Source organism: Bdellovibrio bacteriovorus str. Tiberius (genome assembly GCF_000317895.1).
Lineage (GTDB): Bacteria > Bdellovibrionota > Bdellovibrionia > Bdellovibrionales > Bdellovibrionaceae > Bdellovibrio > Bdellovibrio bacteriovorus_F.
Genome location: NC_019567.1, coordinates 2,059,403 through 2,076,608, shown reverse-complemented (window position 1 = coordinate 2,076,608; position 17,206 = coordinate 2,059,403). Strand labels below are relative to the sequence as shown.

Sequence of the window (17,206 nt, the reverse complement as noted above, 5' to 3'; positions counted from 1 at the left end):
AAAGGCATCACGAAACCCGTGATGCCTTTTCAAGTTTGTCTTTATAAAAGAAAACTATTTTTTCGCAACAAGTTTCAAAGTCAATTCGAACTCGTCGTTGATGATTTTGTCGCCAGCAAGTTCTTTGAAGAAGTTGCCAGAACCGTATTTCAGACCCCATTTAGTGCGGTCGATTTTCACAACAGCTTCACCAGTTGCAACACCTTTATCAACAGTCACTTTTGCAGGGAACTCGATCGGGTGAGTACCACCGATCATAGTGAATTCACCTTTTACCAAAACTTCACCTTTGGTTTTGGATGGAGCTACGGAAGTGATTTTAAAAGTGGAAGTTGGGAACTTGCCTGCGTTGAAGAAATCTTCAGTGGACAAGTGACCTACAAGCTTCTTGTTGTAGCCTGCATCTTTCACGTCAGCATTTGTGATCGTAGTCATGTCAACAACCACGTTACCACCGGTCAACTGACCTTTATCAACAGTCACTTCGCCCTCTTTTACGGAGATGCCACCATTGTGGGATTCGCCCACTTTTTTAGTGCCTTTCCATGCCACAGAGCTGGCTTTAGTATCAATTTTATAAACATCAGCCGCTTGTGCATGAGCAGCCACTACCAATACGAACGCAGCCAAAACAGTTTTAAACATTTGCATTTTCTCCTTCGCAATTCCCGTTGTTTAGCTTCACTGTTAACCATCAAAACTTTCCCGCATAATGTAACAGAGATCAACACAGAAAAGAAAACCTCTCCCTAAATCCAATCGTCAGGACTTTCGGGGCACATTGCATTCAAAGCACTCCTTAGCACTCAAGGAATACCAAAGGGGCGCAGTTTCAATTCTTTTTCATTTGGATGGAGCCGTGAACTGCATCGTTCAGACAAAATAGAAAGGGAGTCGATCTGACTCCCTTTTACAAGGCAGGTTTCCCTTCAATGGGACCAGCAACCGAATAAAGATTACTGTGGCCTTGTTCGACTTCAGTATCGCTTATCTGTATTTTTCTGCAAGTCCAGAAAACGTCTGTCCACGCTGTCTGTTGCCTCTTAAAATCAAAGACAAAAGAAAGGGGGCCACCTTGTCATCCCTCGGTCTTGTTTTATCAGGCGGCGGAGCCCGCGGCGCTTACCAGGCAGGAGTCATCAACGCTCTGGCTGAAATCAGCCGCCAGGAAGGCATTGCTTATCCTTTTTCCTATTACACCGGCGTCAGTGCGGGCGCCATCAACACAGCTTTCCTGACGACTGCCGACAACTGCCACATTGGTGCTGCGACAGCCAAACTCACCGAGCTCTGGACCGGCATCAGCGCCGAGCAAGTTTATGTCAGCGATATTTTTTCGTTATCAAAAGGCGGCATTCAGTGGCTGATGGATCTGTCCATGGGCGGAATGAAAAAATCTTCGCCTCATCGATCTTTGCTGGAAACAAAACCGCTGCACGAACTGATCAGAAAAAACTGTGATTTCGGCAATATTCAAAAAAACATCGACGCCAAACGATTCCGTGCGGTGGCGATTTCAGCGCTGGACTATTTCACAACCTCCACTGTCACTTTCATTCAAGGGGAAGAAAAAATCCCCACCTGGACCCGTGTGCGCAAAGTGGGTATTGCCGGAAAGATCACTGCAGAACATGTGATGGCTTCAGCCTCTATCCCGTTGCTTTTTCCCGCCACCACGGTGGACGGACGATTCTTCGGAGATGGCAGTATTCGCAACCAGTCCCCTTGTGCGCCGGCGATTTATATGGGGGCGCGCAAACTGATTGCCATCGGTGTTCGCAAGAAACAGGACATCTGCTTTGCCTCGCAAAAAGTAAACACTCACGAGTCCCCGTCCATTGCCCGGGTCGTCAGTGTGATTCTGAACACGGTTATGATGGATGGTCTGGAAGCCGACATAGAACGCATTGAAAGGATTAATTTAAATCTGCAGAAAATTGCTGCCAGTGAACTTGATAATGTGTCGGTAAAACCTGTGAAACACCTGTGGATTTCCCCATCAGTGGATCTGGGTGAAGTCGCCTCGATGAAAACTGAAAACCTGCCGCCGATGATTCGTTATCTGCTGCGGGGTCTGGGGACTTTGCAGGAAGCCAGCGAGATCGCAAGCTTTCTGTTGTTTGAAAAATCCTATTCCACGGATTTGATTGAAATAGGATACAAGGACGGCATGAACGTCAAAGAGCAGGTTTTGCGCCTGCTCCATGAAGATTAAATCTCGACCTGAATTCCGACTTCAATCACCTGATTCGGTGGAATGCGGAAGAAGGCTGTCGGTCGCTGGGCATTCTTGGACATGATCGCAAACAGACGTTCACGCCAGTGCGCCATGCCGGTTTCGCCCGGACGGTTGGGTCCTTTTTCTGCGATGATGGTTTCACGACCCAAAACGAAGGTCGTTTCATTCACGTTAAAGTTGATATCACGCTGACGGCAGGCCTCAAGAATATGTTTCATCTTGGGAATTTCCATAAAGCCGTAGTTGGCAATAATGCGATAGATATTGGGAATGACTTCCTGAATGGAAATACGATCACGTTTGGAAACAAACGGAACTTCCTTGGTCTGAATGGTCAGAATCGCCACGCGCTGATGCAGAACCTTGTTATGTTTCATGTTGTGCAGCAACGGCGCTGGCACACCCCAAGGGTCACCCGCCATATAAATCGCCGTGCCCGGCGCACGCAGAGGCGGCTCACGCAGAAGCTTTTGACAGAAGTCCTCAATCGGCATGGAACGTTCTTTAAGACGTCGGAACAAAATCTGACGCCCTTTTTGCCAGGTCGTCATTAACAGGTAAATGATCGCGCCAATCATCAGTGGCACCCAACCACCATGCGGGATCTTATGAACGTTGGCACCAAAGAAGGCCAGATCCATCACCAGGAAACTGCCAAAGATGGCGGAAGCTTTCAACAGACTCCACTTCCATTTTTGACGGGCCACTTCAAAGGCCAGGATTGTCGTGATTGTTGTCGCACCCGTGACTGCTATTCCGTAAGCCGCAGCAAGATTGCTTGATGTTTTAAACGTCAATACCAACCAGATGACACCGATGAACATGGACCAGTTCACGATCGGGATATAGATCTGTCCGATCTCCTGACTGGAGGTATGGATGATGTTCACACGAGGACAGAATCCCAGCTGGATCGCCTGACGCGTGATTGAGAACACCCCTGTGATCAAGGCTTGAGAGGCAATCACCGTTGCCATCGTGGACAGCATGACCATCGGAAGCAACGCCCACTTGGGCGCAAGCATGTAGAATGGGTTTGAAACCGCTTCGGGATTATTCAAAAGCAAAGCACCCTGACCGAAGTAATTCAATATCAGCGCCGGCAAAGCCACAAAGAACCACGCCAGACGGATCGGCCTTTTACCAAAGTGACCCATATCCGCATAAAGGGCCTCGCCACCCGTCACGACCAGAAACACAGAACCCAACACCAGGAATCCGGCCATTCCGTTATTTATTAAGAACTCGATTCCATGGTGTGGCAGCAAAGCTTCGAAGATATGTAGATTTTCAGCCATCCCGCGAATACCCAGCAACCCCAACACTGTGAACCAGATCAGAAGAATCGGTCCAAAAACAACGCCAATACGAGCTGTGCCGTATTTCTGCATCAAGAATAAAGCATTCATCACAAAGATCGTTAACGGAATAATATACGGATGGAATTGTGGAGCCACCAGCGTCAGACCTTCCATCGCCGAAAGGACCGAGATCGCCGGAGTGATAATTCCATCACCATACAAAAGCGCGGCCCCAAAAAGACCGACAATTGTCATGACCCAGCGACGGCGCGAAACATCCTTAGAGTGCTGGCTGCGCACAGCCAAAGCCATCAACGAAAGAATTCCACCTTCGCCTTTATTGTCTGCTCTGAGGACGAACGCCATGTACTTGATACAAATCGCAAGAACCAGGGTCCAGAAAATCAAAGACAGAATCCCGATCACGTTCTCAGGCGTGGGTGCCAGGCCGTAGTGACCGAAACACTCCTTCATGGCGTAAAGGGGGCTTGTGCCGATATCTCCAAACACCACACCAAGGGCGCCTAAAGCGAGCATTAAAACATTGGAATTATTTTTGTGATGACCCGGATTTTCGATAGAAAAGACCCCGTCTAAGTTGTCGAAACAAGGTTTTAGTCTAGATAAGATCCCTACCGTTGTCAGCAGTCCCCATGAAGATTTGACGCGTATTGACTACATTACAGGAAGTTCAGTTGCCTTTATTTTGAGCTTTTTGAGACCATAGATCTATGGCACGGAATGCGCTTTTTCGCTCGAAATGGTTTTTGGCAGCCCTCTTGATCCTGGGATTGATCTACTTTGAGGGCCGCGTTCATGACAGATTGATCGCGAGCCGACAACCTACGTCGACTTCTTACTCTCAATAAACGAGTTCGCATCCAGTTTATAGGCTTTCAAAGCCTCTGTGAACTTCTGGAATCCTTTGGCTTGCTTGACCAACAGGGACTTCATCAACTCGTCCGTCAACTGCCCTTCAGCATTGATGATCTTAAAGACATTCATCATAAAGACGCGTTCCGGGAAGATAAAGGCATTGCGGTATCCGAAAACCCCTTGCAGATGTTCCACCGGACGAAGCGCGCCAAACATCGCGCCCAAACCCACAAAACAAACCGGACGATATTCGAAGGACTCTGGGAACTTCAAGTGATCAATGAAGTACTTCAGAATGCCCGGCATAGAGCCATTGTACTCAGGACACACCACAATCAGACCTTCGCTGCCAAGAACCTTGTTCAAGTATGGCTGCAAAGCTTCAGAAGGTTTTCCATAGTGAATGTCGTCATGCAGATGCTGCTTCAGATCTTTCAGATCGATGATTTCAACAGCTTCACCCAGATCTTTATAGATTCCCTGGATAATTTTGGAAACTTTAAGAGTGTTGGAATCGGGACGGTCTGTACCGGCGATGATGTATTTCATGAGTAATTCTCCTAGACAAAGTCATATACCTTTCGCTGTAATAAAACACAAGACTCAACTGCGAGGAGCTTCATCGTGAATCCAAAAAACTGGTTCGTGCTTACCGAAGGACAGGTCAACGGCCCTTTCGATGTTCAGGAAGTGGAATCCCGTGTGGCCTCTGCCAAGGAAGCTCAAATCTGGGGGCGTGGGCAAAGCGAATGGATGACCCCTATCAAGTGGCGCCAGTCATTGAAGGATTCAAGCCAAGCGGCGGTTTCTGCCAATGAGCCTGAAGGACTTTGGAAAGTTCGCGTGGAAGGCAAAGACCGCCCTCCAATGAAATACTCAGCCCTGATTTCTTTCCTGAAAGGCATGACCGATTTTTCTGCGGTGGATGTGTGTGCGGATAATTCCAATGTTTGGAAGGAAATCTATTCCATTCCCCGCATTGTTGATGATCTGGGCATCAGCCGTCGCTCCCACCCGCGTGTGCCGATGGTGGGAACCCTGGCTTGTGAAAGCCCCAAGGGCGAATTCAGCTGCCGGGTGATTTCCATCAGCGAAGGCGGACTGGGCGTTAACGATGCTCAGAACCTGCAAATTGGCGAACGCTTTAAAGGGACGCTGACCAGTCCCAATCTGTTTGTGACTATCAACACGACTTGCGAAGTGGTTTATGTCGGAAACGACGGCTATGCCGGACTTCGTTTTGTCGGCTTACCAGAAGAATTCAAAAGTTCGATCATCGAATACGTGCGCAAGTTTGCCATGGTTTAAACTGCCATCTATCAAAGCTCTTTAAATAGAAAAAAGTCCGGCGCTATGATGATCTATCAGGAATGTCGTGGCTGCTTCCCTTTCTTGTGATTATCATTCTGCCCGGCTCTGTGTTTGCCGCCCGCAAAACAGAGTGGAGCCTGCATTTGGATTCAAAGCTTGAGGCCACAGCCTTCCCGGAAGAATACGGTGAAGACACCAACTCGGAACTTTATGGTCTGGAACTGATTCCGATTTACCGCTGGAAGTATCTTGAGTCCTGGCGTTTTTTCGTGCGCCCCGTTTTTGTCGCCACCCCGAACAACAACTCTGAAGAAGAACGCTATTTCTTTGATCCCTCCGAAGCCTACCTCCGCTACCAGACGGAAAGCTCTTCCCTGCAGGCGGGATACAATCTTTTCACCTGGGGTGTGACCGATGGCTACAACCCGGTGGATATCGTGAACTCGAAACAGTATTTCGATCCCTTACGCAGCCGAAAACTGGGCGCGCTGTCACTTTCATATTCCCAAACCATGGGAAGCTGGGAGCTGGAGCTGATCTATATCCCACAGAATCGCGGATCACTTCTGCCGGGCACAGAAAGCCGCTGGCTGCCACGGGAGATCTTCGTGCCCCAGACTGCCGACAACGATCTGGTGCTGAATCTTCCCGAAAATCTGCGTTATGATTATTCTTCAAGACAGAGCCTGGGAAATGCCCTGGACAACAATTATGCCTTTCGCCTGCAGCGCAGAGGTGAATTTATCGATGTGGCCCTGACGGGATACGAGGGGGCTGCCAGCTTTCCCTTTGTGGAGCCGGTGGTGACCGGAACCATCGTACAGGTTTCACCCAAAACTGTGATTGATGTCGATCCGGATGTTCTTTTAAACACCTATAACTATCGCATTCGTCAGGGGGGACTTTCTTTTGTGATGAATCAGTGGAACATGCTTTTTAAAACTGTTGGCAGCTATACTCAAAGCCTGGAAGACAACCCGGCTCTGCAAAAATGGACGAATGAAAATGTGCTGGGTCTTGAGAAGACCTTCAATCTGGGTGAAAGCGGTCTGTTGATCGGTATTCTTCAATACTCTTTCGTGAACACGGAAAAGAAGAATGACTCCAATCTGTCTATTACGGAAATCTTCCGCAGTGCCTATATGGCCGGGGGCCGCCTGACATGGAAAGAAGTCTGGGGATTTAATTTGCTGGGACTGTATGACAGCGTCCACGGAAGCACTTATCAGCAGTATTCGCTGAGCCGCCGTTTTTTTGATGCGTGGGTGTTGACGATTACGGCGGACCTTATTCAGGGATCCGCCGACACTCCTTTGGGAGTTTATGGAAAAAACGACTCTTATTCGTTGTCCTTAAGCCGTTCTTTCTGATTTACGGAGTCAGCTGCAATACCAAATCCGAAGATTCCGTCGTCAGCAGCTTGTTGACCTGCAAGGACAAACCTTCTGCCACAGGGATATCCGGCAAAGTCATGCTGACCGACTGCCCCCACAGGGAATCAATAATACGATCCCGGATGGTGGCAGACTTAAAGCGGCGCGAAGGACTGTAACGGGAAATATAAGTCGAATCATAGACCCCCGTCATTCCCAAAGTCGGGTTCACAAACTTTGCCTGCACCTTTCCGTCATCCAGTTTCAAAGTCACTTTGGAATTGAATGGCAAAGTGAAGTTCATAAACGAAATATAAGATCCGGATTTTGGGGCCTGCATTTTCGCATACATGGTTGTTTTCACAGAATACTGCAAACCTTTTCCGGTGATTTGCACATCCTTGTCTGAATAAAGATCAAACAGGAATTTGGCTGACTTGGAATAGTTCATCAGCTCAGGCCAGATAAACAGCTGAACAAAGCGGGAATTCATGATCGTCGAAAAACCCGGAAGTTTGCTGGAACTGATCTGATGCAGCCAGGTATTACCTTTATAAGCCTCACTTAAAACCACATTGATAAAGTCCTTCGGCAGACGCAAAGATGCCGAGCTTGAAGACACCGCGGAACCTTCATCCAGTTTCAAAACTTTTTTGGAATCCTCTGCGACACGAGTGAAGGACACGGCCAAAGTTCCTTTGGCCAGCAAGCCCTCTGTGCCCAGATCCTGAAAACTCTGAACCGACATTGTGACTTCAATATCCGGGCGGGCCACAACAAGTTTGCGGCTGCCGGAGAAATCAAAGGTCACCCCTTCCAGATATTTTTGAACATAGCTTTTAATAAGTTCTTTTTGCGGTTCCACGAAGCTGGCCGAGTCATTTGTGATTTTAGTGACTTCGTTCATCAAGATGTCCGAGAACCCTTCAGCCCCTGAACATTGCACATTGCCGGCCACAACCCACGCGCCCGGATTCCAGGACAGAGCCACAGAATCAACATTGGCGCCCGCTTGTGTGCTTCCCACGTTCGGAGTCACTTTCATTGCAAACTGACCTTCACCGGATTTCAAATTCAGCACAATATCCTTACACTGAGCCTGAACGCGAAAACGGCCGATAATGCCACCCACATTGCGCTCCACCAGATGATCAACCATGACCTCTGCAATCTTGAGTTCTGCCGCCAGACCTTTGGATGAAAGCTCCAGGGCGCTCTGAGAACCGCTCAGGGCGGGCTTTTCAAGGCGGGACTTAATATCAATTGAAATGCCTTTAATGTGGACTGGGATTTCCTGACTTACAACCTGCTGATCAGGAAATTGCCAGTTTGCGGTGAACTCGCGAGTCGTGAGTGTTTTCCACTTTTCTTCAATTAAACTTTGTTGGAATTGTCTAGGTAGTTTCAGTTCGAACTCTGATTCCACAACTGTTTTGGAAAATGCAGGTACAGTTATTAAGAATGTGAGTAGCGTGGCCGATAGTTTTGTTGTCATCATAGAACTTCGTTTCCTCATCATGTCAGACATCATGTTTCTAAGTTACGGCTTCAACTGAAAAATCTAAAGGAACTTTTTTAAGCAGAATCGAAAGAAGACATTCCAATGATAAATACGACAATCGCCAAAATATTTTCAAAAGTTTCCGTCAAAACAGTCTGCATTTCTACCCTTCTTTTTGTTTTTCTGGCCTCTGTCCTTGGTCTGTTCGCTCTGCCTGGTTTACAAACGCAGTACAGTTTAAAGCAATTTTTGCCAGTGGATAATCCGCTGCTACAAAGAGATGAACATACTAAACAGGTGTTTCAGCTTTCAGAAGCCCAGCCCTTTATTGTCACCGCCAAGATCAAAGAAGACGGCGAAACCTGGTTCAGTCACGATAAAATTCAGAGTTTAAAATCCCTCACGGATCTGCTGGCAAATTATCCCGGCGTCAAAGGCACCTTAAGCCTGGCCACCGTACAGGGTGCTGTAAACAATAAAGAGGGCCTGAGCGTCGGCCCCCTGCTGCAAAATCTTCCCCATGAAAAATGGCAGACTGAAACCCTGGCCAATCCCCTGATTTCGCCGACGCTGATTTCAGAAGATGCAAAAACGGCCTCTGTTATTGTCAACATCAAGTCCCTGAACACGAAGGACTTGCTCAGTCTGCGCCAGAATCTGGAGGTCACGGCCACCGCCGCTGTGCCTTTTGCTCACATTGAAATTGGCGGAACTCCGGCCGTCCAGACCGATGTGGGCGTCCTGCTGCAGACCGAGATCCGTAATTTTGTTGTTCTGGGATTTCTGGCGTGCTTTCTGGTGCTGGGATTGATATTTGCCAATTGGTCCCCTTTGATTATTTCATTTGTGACCATCATATTTGCCAACATCATTGTTCTGGCCATCATGGCACTTGCTGGATATCCGTTTTCAGTCCTGTCTACAACAATTCCGATTCTGACCACCGTGGATGTGGTGTCATTGATTATTCATACACTTCTGCGCTACGCCGAAGAACAAAAGAACCAGCCACACCTGACCCATCAGCAACGTGTTGTCTACACGTTCAAAGTTTTGCTGGGACCCAATTTCTTTGCCTCCACAACCACGATGATCGGCTTCTTAAGCCTGTTGATGACCAAGGTTCCGTTGATTCGTGACTATGGCGTAACCGCCGCCGGAGCCATTGTGATTGGCTGGCTGGTCACGACAATGACCCTGTTCCCTATGCTTTATTTTATGCAAGGCCCCAAAGCCCGCGACTGGGCCTGGGCTAAGGCACGCTGGGGCTTGTATCTGTTCCGCCGCTCGGGCATCTGGGCATTTTTAATCATCCTGGTGTGTTCAGCATTGGCGATCAAAGGTCAGGGGCTTTCCTGGTCCGCCCGGTTGTTTGATGACCTGCCTGCGAATCACCAGGTGCGCCTGTCCACTGAAACCATTGATCGGGAACTGGGTGGAATGATTCCGGTTGATATTGAAGTCAAGGGGCCTGCAGATTCATGGAATGAACCAAAATTACTGGCGCGTCTGGATCAACTGTTGTCTGAACTTCGCACTGTCGAAGGTGTCGGCAGCGTCGTGGGACTTCCGGATCTGGTGGCCGCCGCCAATCTGCACCATTCCCGCCTGCCAGCCAGCCGTTCATCAACGGCCGAAATATTTTTCCTTTATTCCTTAAGCAGCGCAAGCCCGCTTAAGAACTTCCTGACTACAGATTCTGCCAACACGCGGATCTCAGTGCGGACCTATGATCTGCCATCCAATCAGCTGCATTCTGTGGTGGATCAAATTCGTGAAAAGGCCAAAGCGGCTTTCCCGCAGATGAATGTCGAGGTCACAGGCATGGGTTCGACCATTCATCACTTGAACAATGAACTTTCCAAAGAACTGATTTTCGGCTTCTGGCATTCGATGATTGCAATCGCCCTGGTGCTGGTGGTGGTCTTCCGCTCTGTTCGCTGGGCCATCGTGGCCTGCATTCCCAATCTGGTGCCGCCGGCAGCTTTACTGGGCTTTCTGGCAATTTCACAAACACCCATCAAACCCAGTGTCGCCATTATCTTTTCGATCGCGCTGGGGTTGGCATTTAACAATACAGTTTATTTGCTGGAGCGGCTTCGTTACATGCAGAAAAAGTCCAAGAGCAAAGAGCTTGAGATCGAACGCACTCTGTGGCGCGAGGGAAATCCTTGTCTTATCTCAAGCCTGACCCTGCTTGCGGGCTTCTCTGTCTTTATGGCGTCTTATTTTGCAATGAACAGGATCTTTGGCTTCTACATGCTACTGTCAATGCTCGCTGGACTGGTTGGTGATTTGATTCTTCTTCCAACTTTGCTGAAAAGTTGCCCTTGGTTGCTCGGTCCCGTACCGTGGAAAAAGGAGAAAGTCATGGCAACAACAGCAATGATACTTTTGACACTATTTGTAGCAATGGCCCCAATTCCAACGCATGCCCAGCTTCCCACTGCGGAAAAGTTGGGTGAAGAAATGAGCCAGCGCCTGCGTTCCCGGGATGAACAGTTCGTCGTGAAAATGAAGATCATCGAGGCCGACGGCTCAAGCAAAGACCGCGAAATGAAAATTTGGCGGTTCAGCCCCCAAAAAAAAGAGCACTATCTTCTGGTGCGCATGCAAAAGCCGCAGGATTTAAAAGGCACCGCCTTGCTGGCCACCCTGAAAGGTGAACAAGAGGACAAATGGATTTATCTGCCCTCAACCAAACAAACCCGCCGACTGACCGGCGAATCGGGCCAAGGGGGCATCCTGGGGTCTGAGCTTTCCACCGAGGATTTTGATTTCAATCGCGACCAGGCGGCGCAAAATGTCATCAAAAAAGAGGCTGAAATCGGCGGCAAGAAATATCTGATTGTGGAATCAGACGTCAACGCCACCTCTTCGTCCTATTCCAAAATTATCAGCTACGTTTCATCGGTCGAGTATGTTCCCGTGAAGATGGAATGTTACGACAAACAGGGAAAACTTTTAAAAACCCTGGATTTCACTGGATACAAAAAAGTCTCTGGAGGCAAAATGCGCGCTTCCAAGATCAGCATTAAAAATGTCCAGAATAAAAGAGCCACGGTTATTGGATTGGCCCAGGTGAAGATCGACCAGGGGCTGACGGCCGCGCGCTTTACACCGAAAGCGCTGGCTGAGGATTAGTTCTTTTTGATGTAATCAGCAAACAGGTCATCGACCCGTTCTGGCGGCAGCTGGAACGCGATGGCCCCAAGCTCTTTCAGATAGATCTCCAGAATCTGAACTTCGCTTAACGTTGGGAATTCGATTTTCATCGCTTTCATCAACAACGCTTCCGCCTCATTGATCATCTTGCCGAACTGGGTTCCGGCGTTTTTCTCCAGATAATAAAGCACAAACAAATAAGGCATATTCTTCACATCCCGCAAAACAGTGCGCAGCCGCTCGCGAATGCCGACAGTTTTAGTGCGCTCCATATTGAAGATATGAGAAATAACGAATTTATAGGCCTCTTCCAGAACCTTGTCTTTTTCCTTCCCGAAATAATAGTAAATCAAGGACCGGGTGACGTTGGATTCTCTGGAGATATCAGACAAGGTCCACTGTAAATGACCTTTGGCCACTTCCATCTTCAGAATAGCGTTACAGACCGCAAAATAGATTTCTTCTTTCGATTCAGTTGCCATCCTGCAATTTTGACAAAAATACCCGAATTCTGTCAATGGAAGCTGCCGAATTCGACAAAAACCCTCATTTCCTGTCAACGCCATAAAGCGACAAAGGTTTTAAATCGAAATAAATTGCCTTCATTCCAACGAAGGAGATTTTTATGTTCGCAGTGAATCATGTTGTCCAGTCCCTGGGTCAAAAATACCTGAAAACATACGGTCAAAGAATGACCGTGAATCATCAAGACATGCTGGCAAAACAAGAAAAGAACTTTGCCAGCCTGAAGCGTTCCATGACCGGCACCCGCATCTATAAGGATTTGCGCCTGTCCCACATCCACTCTTACGAAGAGTTCGTAAACCATGTTCCGGTGTTTGGTTATGACGAATATGCACCCTATGTCGACATGATCGCTGCAGGCCATAAAGACATTCTTTTTAAAGACAAAGCGGACTATTTTGGTCTTTCTTCCGGCACTTCCGGAAAAGACTCCAAGCGCGTTCCTTATAACGAACGCATGATTCGCATGTTCATCAAATCCCAGAAGCGCATTGCAAGCAAACTGTCCACGTTAGAGCCGAATCTGAATCTGCTGAAAGCAGGTCGTCTGACTTTTGGTTCTGATCCTTATCTGTATTCCCAGAATGGTTTTAAATTTGGTTACATTTCCGGGATTCTGTCCACCCGTGTTCCAAAGGCTTTGGCCAAGAACACCTTCCCTTGCCGGGAGGTGCTGGCTATTTCCAACTGGGACAAAAAGATTGAAATGCTGGTTAACGAATCCATCCAGCAGGACATTCAAGTGGTGAGCGGAATCCCTACTTATATCATTTCTATCTTTGAGGCCGTTTTGCAAAAAACCGGCAAAACCCACATCAACGAAATCTGGCCGAACCTGAAAGTCTTTGTCTATGCAGCCACCCCGATCAAACAATACCAGGAACGCATTGACCGTCTGGTGGGTCACGAACTGAACTATTACGGTGTTTATGCCGCAACGGAAGCCGCTATCGGCCTGCCCTATGAAAAATATGAAAACGGCCGCCAGCGCTATTTCCTGAACCCGGACCTGATTTACTCTTTCACTCCGGTCAATGGACCAAAAAAGAACATCGGCCTGCACCAGATTGAAATGGGCGTGGCTTATTATTTGAATGTCGGCACTCCCAACGGAATGATTCACTATTGCATGAAAGACGTTGTCAGCTTTGATCTGAATAACGGCGATCTTGTATTTGAATTCGTGGGTCGCAAATCCACCGGCATGAACCTGGCCGCGGAAAAAGTCAGCGACGACGAAATTCTGGATTGTTATTTGAACACCAAAAATTCTCACAACGTGGATCTGCGTCACTTCTTCCTGTCCCCGGTCCTGAACAACGGCAAAGCCGCATATCTTTGGACTTTGTTCGTTCCGGAAAAAGCAAACATCAATATGGAAGCCCTGGCTGCGACCCTGGATCAGCAGATGCAAAAACTGAATGGTGACTACCACGACTGCCGCGAAGTGGGGGTTCTGGGCCCGGCCCAGGTGCAGATCATGAATGCTGATTATCTGCAGGCGTACTTCGAGAAGAACCGCAGCCGTGGTCAGTTCAAAATGAAAACAACTTTTGAAACAGCGGAAGAATACCTGAGCTTCATCCGCAACAACCTGGAACAGACAGGACTTGCGCAATGATTCTGTGGATGATTTCGGTGGGATTTTTATCAGCGTTTGCGCTGGGGCCTGCAAGCTTCAGCATCATTCGCAGTCTGGTGTCCCGCCGCACCTGGCCCTGGTCCTCGATTGCAGGTTTTTTACTGGGGGATGTGACCTACATCCTTCTGGCAATGGCCCTGCTAAAAAGCCCGTTGTTTCACCAGGAATGGCTTAAGATTACATTGACAGGGATGACCGCTCTGGTCCTGTCAGCTTACTCTTTGAAGGTTCTTCTTTCCAAAGAACAGCCTGCCACAATTGAGATCCCACATCAGGGATTCACCAAGAGCCTGGCTTTGACCCTTTCCAACTTCCACCTGGTTTTGATCTATGCAGGTCTGTTCGTTCACCTGCGGGACGCAAAATCCCTGTGGCTGGGAGTCCTCGTGTATCTTCTGACCTTCGTGGTCAGCTTTCTGGCTCTTTTGTGGGGGCTTAAAAGACTGCACGGGCCTATCAAGCAATTCTTAAGAAAAATCGAAATCGTGGCCGCCTGCGGTTTCTTCTGCTTTTCAATTTATCTTTCTGTGGGGATCCTATGAAGCGTCTTTTTATCCTGGCTCTTTTACTTCCCGGCTCTGCCTTTGCGGACTGTGTTCTTAAGAATGAACTGCAAGGCCAAAAGCATTTTGTCTGTCAGGCCCCGGGCACTTCGAAATCGGTGCACGTGCTGGATCTGAAGGGTGGTTTTTCCGAGACCGCTTATTTCCACGGCTATTTCCTGAAAAAAGAAATCGAGGCCGGTGTTTTGAAGGGCGTTCAGGTCAGAACCGAACGTGCTTTTTCTGCCCTGGACAAAAAGTCTCAGGATCAGCTTTTGTTGATTAAAAAATGTGTGATCGACAACTATCGCGCCAGCGTTTCTGATGAATTTAAATCCGGCCTTAAAAACCTGCACCGAGGATTGGAAGATGCCGGAAGCCAGGTGTCCTGGAGCGCGTTTGAAGAAACCAACTACATGGTGGAATTCTCTATCTTTGCTGATTCCATGCAAAGACAGATGGATGAAAGCCCCCGCAAAGGAGCCATGAAGGTTTTTGCCTCCTGTGCGCCTTACTTTATCGGGAACACTCTGGCCAAGCCCTTTAAGTTGCTGGTTCAGGGTTTGAGGTCCATTAAAATGGGTTGTACAGGGATCAGTGCATCAGCTAGCAGCTCCAGGGATGGGGCCCTTGTTCATGGTCGCAACTTCGACACGGGCCTTCTGGGTTTCTATGAACCTGAACAGGTCATCGTGATCAATCGCCAGAAAAACGGAACCACGTCTGTGGGGCTGGGATCTGCGGGGCTGCACTATGCCGGCGGCATCAGCGGTATCAACAACCACGGTCTGTCTGTGAGCTTGCATGAACTGCAAACCGAGGGCACCCAGATTCGCTATGATCGTGGTGAATCCGACATCGCCCCTTACCTGCTGCATTCTGTTCTGTTGAAAGCACGCACCCTTAATGAGGCTATTGCCATGATCCAGACCCGCAAGGGCTTTGGAGCGTGGACGTTCTTTATCTCTGACGCCAAAACCGACGAATCCGCTTCCATTGAATTGAGTGGCGACACTGTGGTGGTGGCTCGTCGCGCGCAAAACAAATTCCTGGGTCAGAGCAATCACTTCCTGGGTGGCAAAACCAGTCAGGAAGGTTATGAATACAGCCTGAACAAAACCCTGGAAACCCGCGCGCGTCTGACACATGTCGAACGCACCCTGAATGAAGACTTCGGAAAAATTGATGCTCAATGGGTGATCAATCGCTTAAGTGGTCACAGCGACGAGCTGGTGGGTGCAAGATCCTTTGGTCGCACCACCACGAAACTTTACACCGCCGCGACCCATGTAATGCAGCCAGGCCGCATGCAGTGGTGGATGAGTGTGGCAGAAACCTACCCGACCAACCGTTCACACTTTGTCGGCTTCCGCCTGCTGGGTCCGGGACAAAAAGCTCCGGTAGAAATTCTGGGAACCACCAAAGCGTGGGAAGATCCAACGAAACCTGCCTGGTATGACTCTATGAAATACTATGTGAAGGCCTATCTCGCCAATGAACAGGATCACAGCACGATCACAGGTCTGGATCGCACCCTGGCCTTGCTGGAAACAGCGTCTGCGACCGCAGCTCAAGATGGCGTTTTTGAATTCCCGTACGAATTCATGTGGGCGCGAATCAAGGTTTTGCGTGCAGCCAAAAATATTATGAACGGCCAGCGTGACATGGCTTATAGCGATCTGGCTGAAGCTCAAGAGCGTCTGAACACGATCTCGGCCCGCCTGGGTTCAGGACTTCATGACTATGAAAACTTTCAGCTGGATCTGTGGCGATTCCGCGCAGAGACCCTGAAGCCTCAGGCAAAACAATCCCGTGCCGCTCAGGGTGCTTTCCGTCAGGAAGCTCAAGGATTGTTGCAAGGTTTGATTTCCAAATACCCCCGCCAAAGTGAACTTTATGATTTGCAGTGGAGTCTGGGCGAAGAGGCGCAATTATACATTGTCCTTGATGCCGAGATCCGCCTGGGAACTGTGGAATAACTAAGGTGTGGTGGCGACAGTCTCGGTCAGGACCCGATCGAGGCTGCCGTCTTTTTTCATAGTCTCAATGGTTTTTGAGAAAATATCGGCAAGACGTTTGCCGTCATCGTTATCCTGAAACGCATAATACACAACCTGCTCGGACAGAGGCTGGTTCCGATCAAACTCAATCTGTTTCTGACCGCTTAGTTGCAGCGCCTTCAACCCTGAACGCTCTTCCACGACAAAAGCATCAATCAGGCCCTTACCCAGCTTTTTCATATTCAGCACATCGTCAGCCGCCATTTCAAAGCGGATTTTCTTGTTGCCGATAAGTTCTCGGACGTAAGGATAGCGGAAGGTCAGGCCGACTTTTTTGCCTTCAAGGTCTTTCAGGCTTCTGAGTGGTTTGTCTTTTTTGTAGAAGACATAATCCACCTTGCGATAAAAAGCGCTGGATTTGGCAGAGGCCTGAGGAACATAAACATCCAGTGCCGGAAAGAACCCATCCACCTTGTTGTTAGTGAATGCCAAAAGAGTTTTGCCGGTGGGATAAACCAGAATTTCGATTTGGCGGGAATTGCGCTTGGCGATTTCCCGGGTCAGATTGACGAAAAGGCCTTTTTCGGGACTTTCCACCATTAAAGGAATGGCGAAGGTCGCCATAACAATCGGCTTGGCCGAGGCTACAGACGACAGAAGCAGCAATGCTGTTACGTTCGCGATCAAAGACATAACTAAGTAAAGATTTATTGATGGTAATTAGCAAGGCC

13 protein-coding genes are annotated in these 17,206 nt (G+C 48.6%); 7 read left to right on the top strand and 6 right to left on the bottom strand.

Annotated elements, in window-relative coordinates; genetic code table 11:
* Positions 1-54: 54 nt before the first annotated feature.
* On the bottom strand, positions 55-645 hold the full coding sequence (locus BDT_RS09910; protein WP_015091102.1) for a YceI family protein: 591 nt from the start codon (positions 643-645) through the stop codon (positions 55-57).
* Between the two features lie 430 nt (positions 646-1,075).
* Here BDT_RS09910 and BDT_RS09905 point away from each other — a divergent pair, with 430 nt between their 5' ends.
* Positions 1,076-2,215, top strand: a complete 1,140-nt coding sequence (locus BDT_RS09905; RefSeq protein ID WP_041578324.1) for a patatin-like phospholipase family protein — start codon at positions 1,076-1,078, stop codon at positions 2,213-2,215.
* On the opposite strand, the gene BDT_RS09900 is transcribed toward BDT_RS09905, so the two are convergent.
* A complete protein-coding gene (locus tag BDT_RS09900; RefSeq protein WP_041577578.1) occupies positions 2,212-4,077 on the bottom strand; it encodes a potassium transporter Kup in 1,866 nt (621 codons plus the stop codon). The genes BDT_RS09905 and BDT_RS09900 overlap by 4 nt on opposite strands.
* Positions 4,078-4,383: 306 nt before the next feature.
* Positions 4,384-4,965 (bottom strand): NADPH-dependent FMN reductase, encoded by a 582-nt coding sequence (locus BDT_RS09895; RefSeq protein WP_015091098.1) that lies wholly within the window; start codon positions 4,963-4,965, stop codon positions 4,384-4,386.
* A 75-nt stretch (positions 4,966-5,040) separates the two neighbouring features.
* On the opposite strand from BDT_RS09895, the gene BDT_RS09890 reads away from it, so the two are divergent.
* Both BDT_RS09890 and BDT_RS09885 read left to right on the top strand, forming a co-directional pair.
* Positions 5,041-5,724: a PilZ domain-containing protein gene (locus BDT_RS09890; protein ID WP_015091097.1), complete on the top strand. Its 684-nt coding sequence runs from the start codon at positions 5,041-5,043 to the stop codon at positions 5,722-5,724.
* Positions 5,725-5,786: 62 nt separating this feature from the next.
* The gene (locus BDT_RS09885; protein WP_015091096.1) at positions 5,787-7,097 is read left to right on the top strand and encodes a hypothetical protein; all 1,311 of its coding nucleotides are present in this window, start codon (positions 5,787-5,789) and stop codon (positions 7,095-7,097) included.
* A gap of 1 nt (position 7,098) precedes the next feature.
* Here the strand turns inward: BDT_RS09885 and BDT_RS09880 are convergent, their stop codons facing one another.
* Positions 7,099-8,598, bottom strand: coding sequence for a hypothetical protein (locus BDT_RS09880; protein ID WP_235046077.1), 1,500 nt, complete (start codon positions 8,596-8,598; stop codon positions 7,099-7,101).
* 105 nt (positions 8,599-8,703) lie between these two features.
* On the opposite strand from BDT_RS09880, the gene BDT_RS09875 reads away from it, so the two are divergent.
* Complete coding sequence (locus BDT_RS09875; RefSeq protein WP_080602378.1) at positions 8,704-11,745, top strand: outer membrane lipoprotein-sorting protein; 3,042 nt, start codon at positions 8,704-8,706, stop codon at positions 11,743-11,745.
* Here BDT_RS09875 and BDT_RS09870 read toward each other — a convergent pair.
* Positions 11,742-12,248 (bottom strand): TetR/AcrR family transcriptional regulator, encoded by a 507-nt coding sequence (locus tag BDT_RS09870; RefSeq protein WP_015091093.1) that lies wholly within the window; start codon positions 12,246-12,248, stop codon positions 11,742-11,744. The two genes, BDT_RS09875 and BDT_RS09870, sit on opposite strands and share 4 nt — an antisense overlap.
* Before the next feature lie 143 nt (positions 12,249-12,391).
* On the opposite strand from BDT_RS09870, the gene BDT_RS09865 reads away from it, so the two are divergent.
* From BDT_RS09865 to BDT_RS09855, 3 genes are read left to right on the top strand one after another with little or no spacing between them, the layout of a single operon-like run.
* Entirely contained in the window at positions 12,392-13,912 is a 1,521-nt protein-coding gene (locus BDT_RS09865; protein WP_015091092.1) for a GH3 family domain-containing protein, read from the top strand.
* Positions 13,909-14,475, top strand: a complete 567-nt coding sequence (locus tag BDT_RS09860) for a hypothetical protein (RefSeq protein WP_015091091.1) — start codon at positions 13,909-13,911, stop codon at positions 14,473-14,475. The genes BDT_RS09865 and BDT_RS09860 overlap by 4 nt, the downstream gene beginning before the upstream one ends.
* Entirely contained in the window at positions 14,472-16,454 is a 1,983-nt protein-coding gene (locus BDT_RS09855; protein WP_015091090.1) for a C45 family autoproteolytic acyltransferase/hydolase, read from the top strand. The genes BDT_RS09860 and BDT_RS09855 overlap by 4 nt, the downstream gene beginning before the upstream one ends.
* On the opposite strand, the gene BDT_RS09850 is transcribed toward BDT_RS09855, so the two are convergent.
* Positions 16,455-17,168: a substrate-binding periplasmic protein gene (locus tag BDT_RS09850; protein ID WP_015091089.1), complete on the bottom strand. Its 714-nt coding sequence runs from the start codon at positions 17,166-17,168 to the stop codon at positions 16,455-16,457. It abuts the gene before it with no gap.
* Between the last annotated feature and the right edge of the window lie 38 nt (positions 17,169-17,206).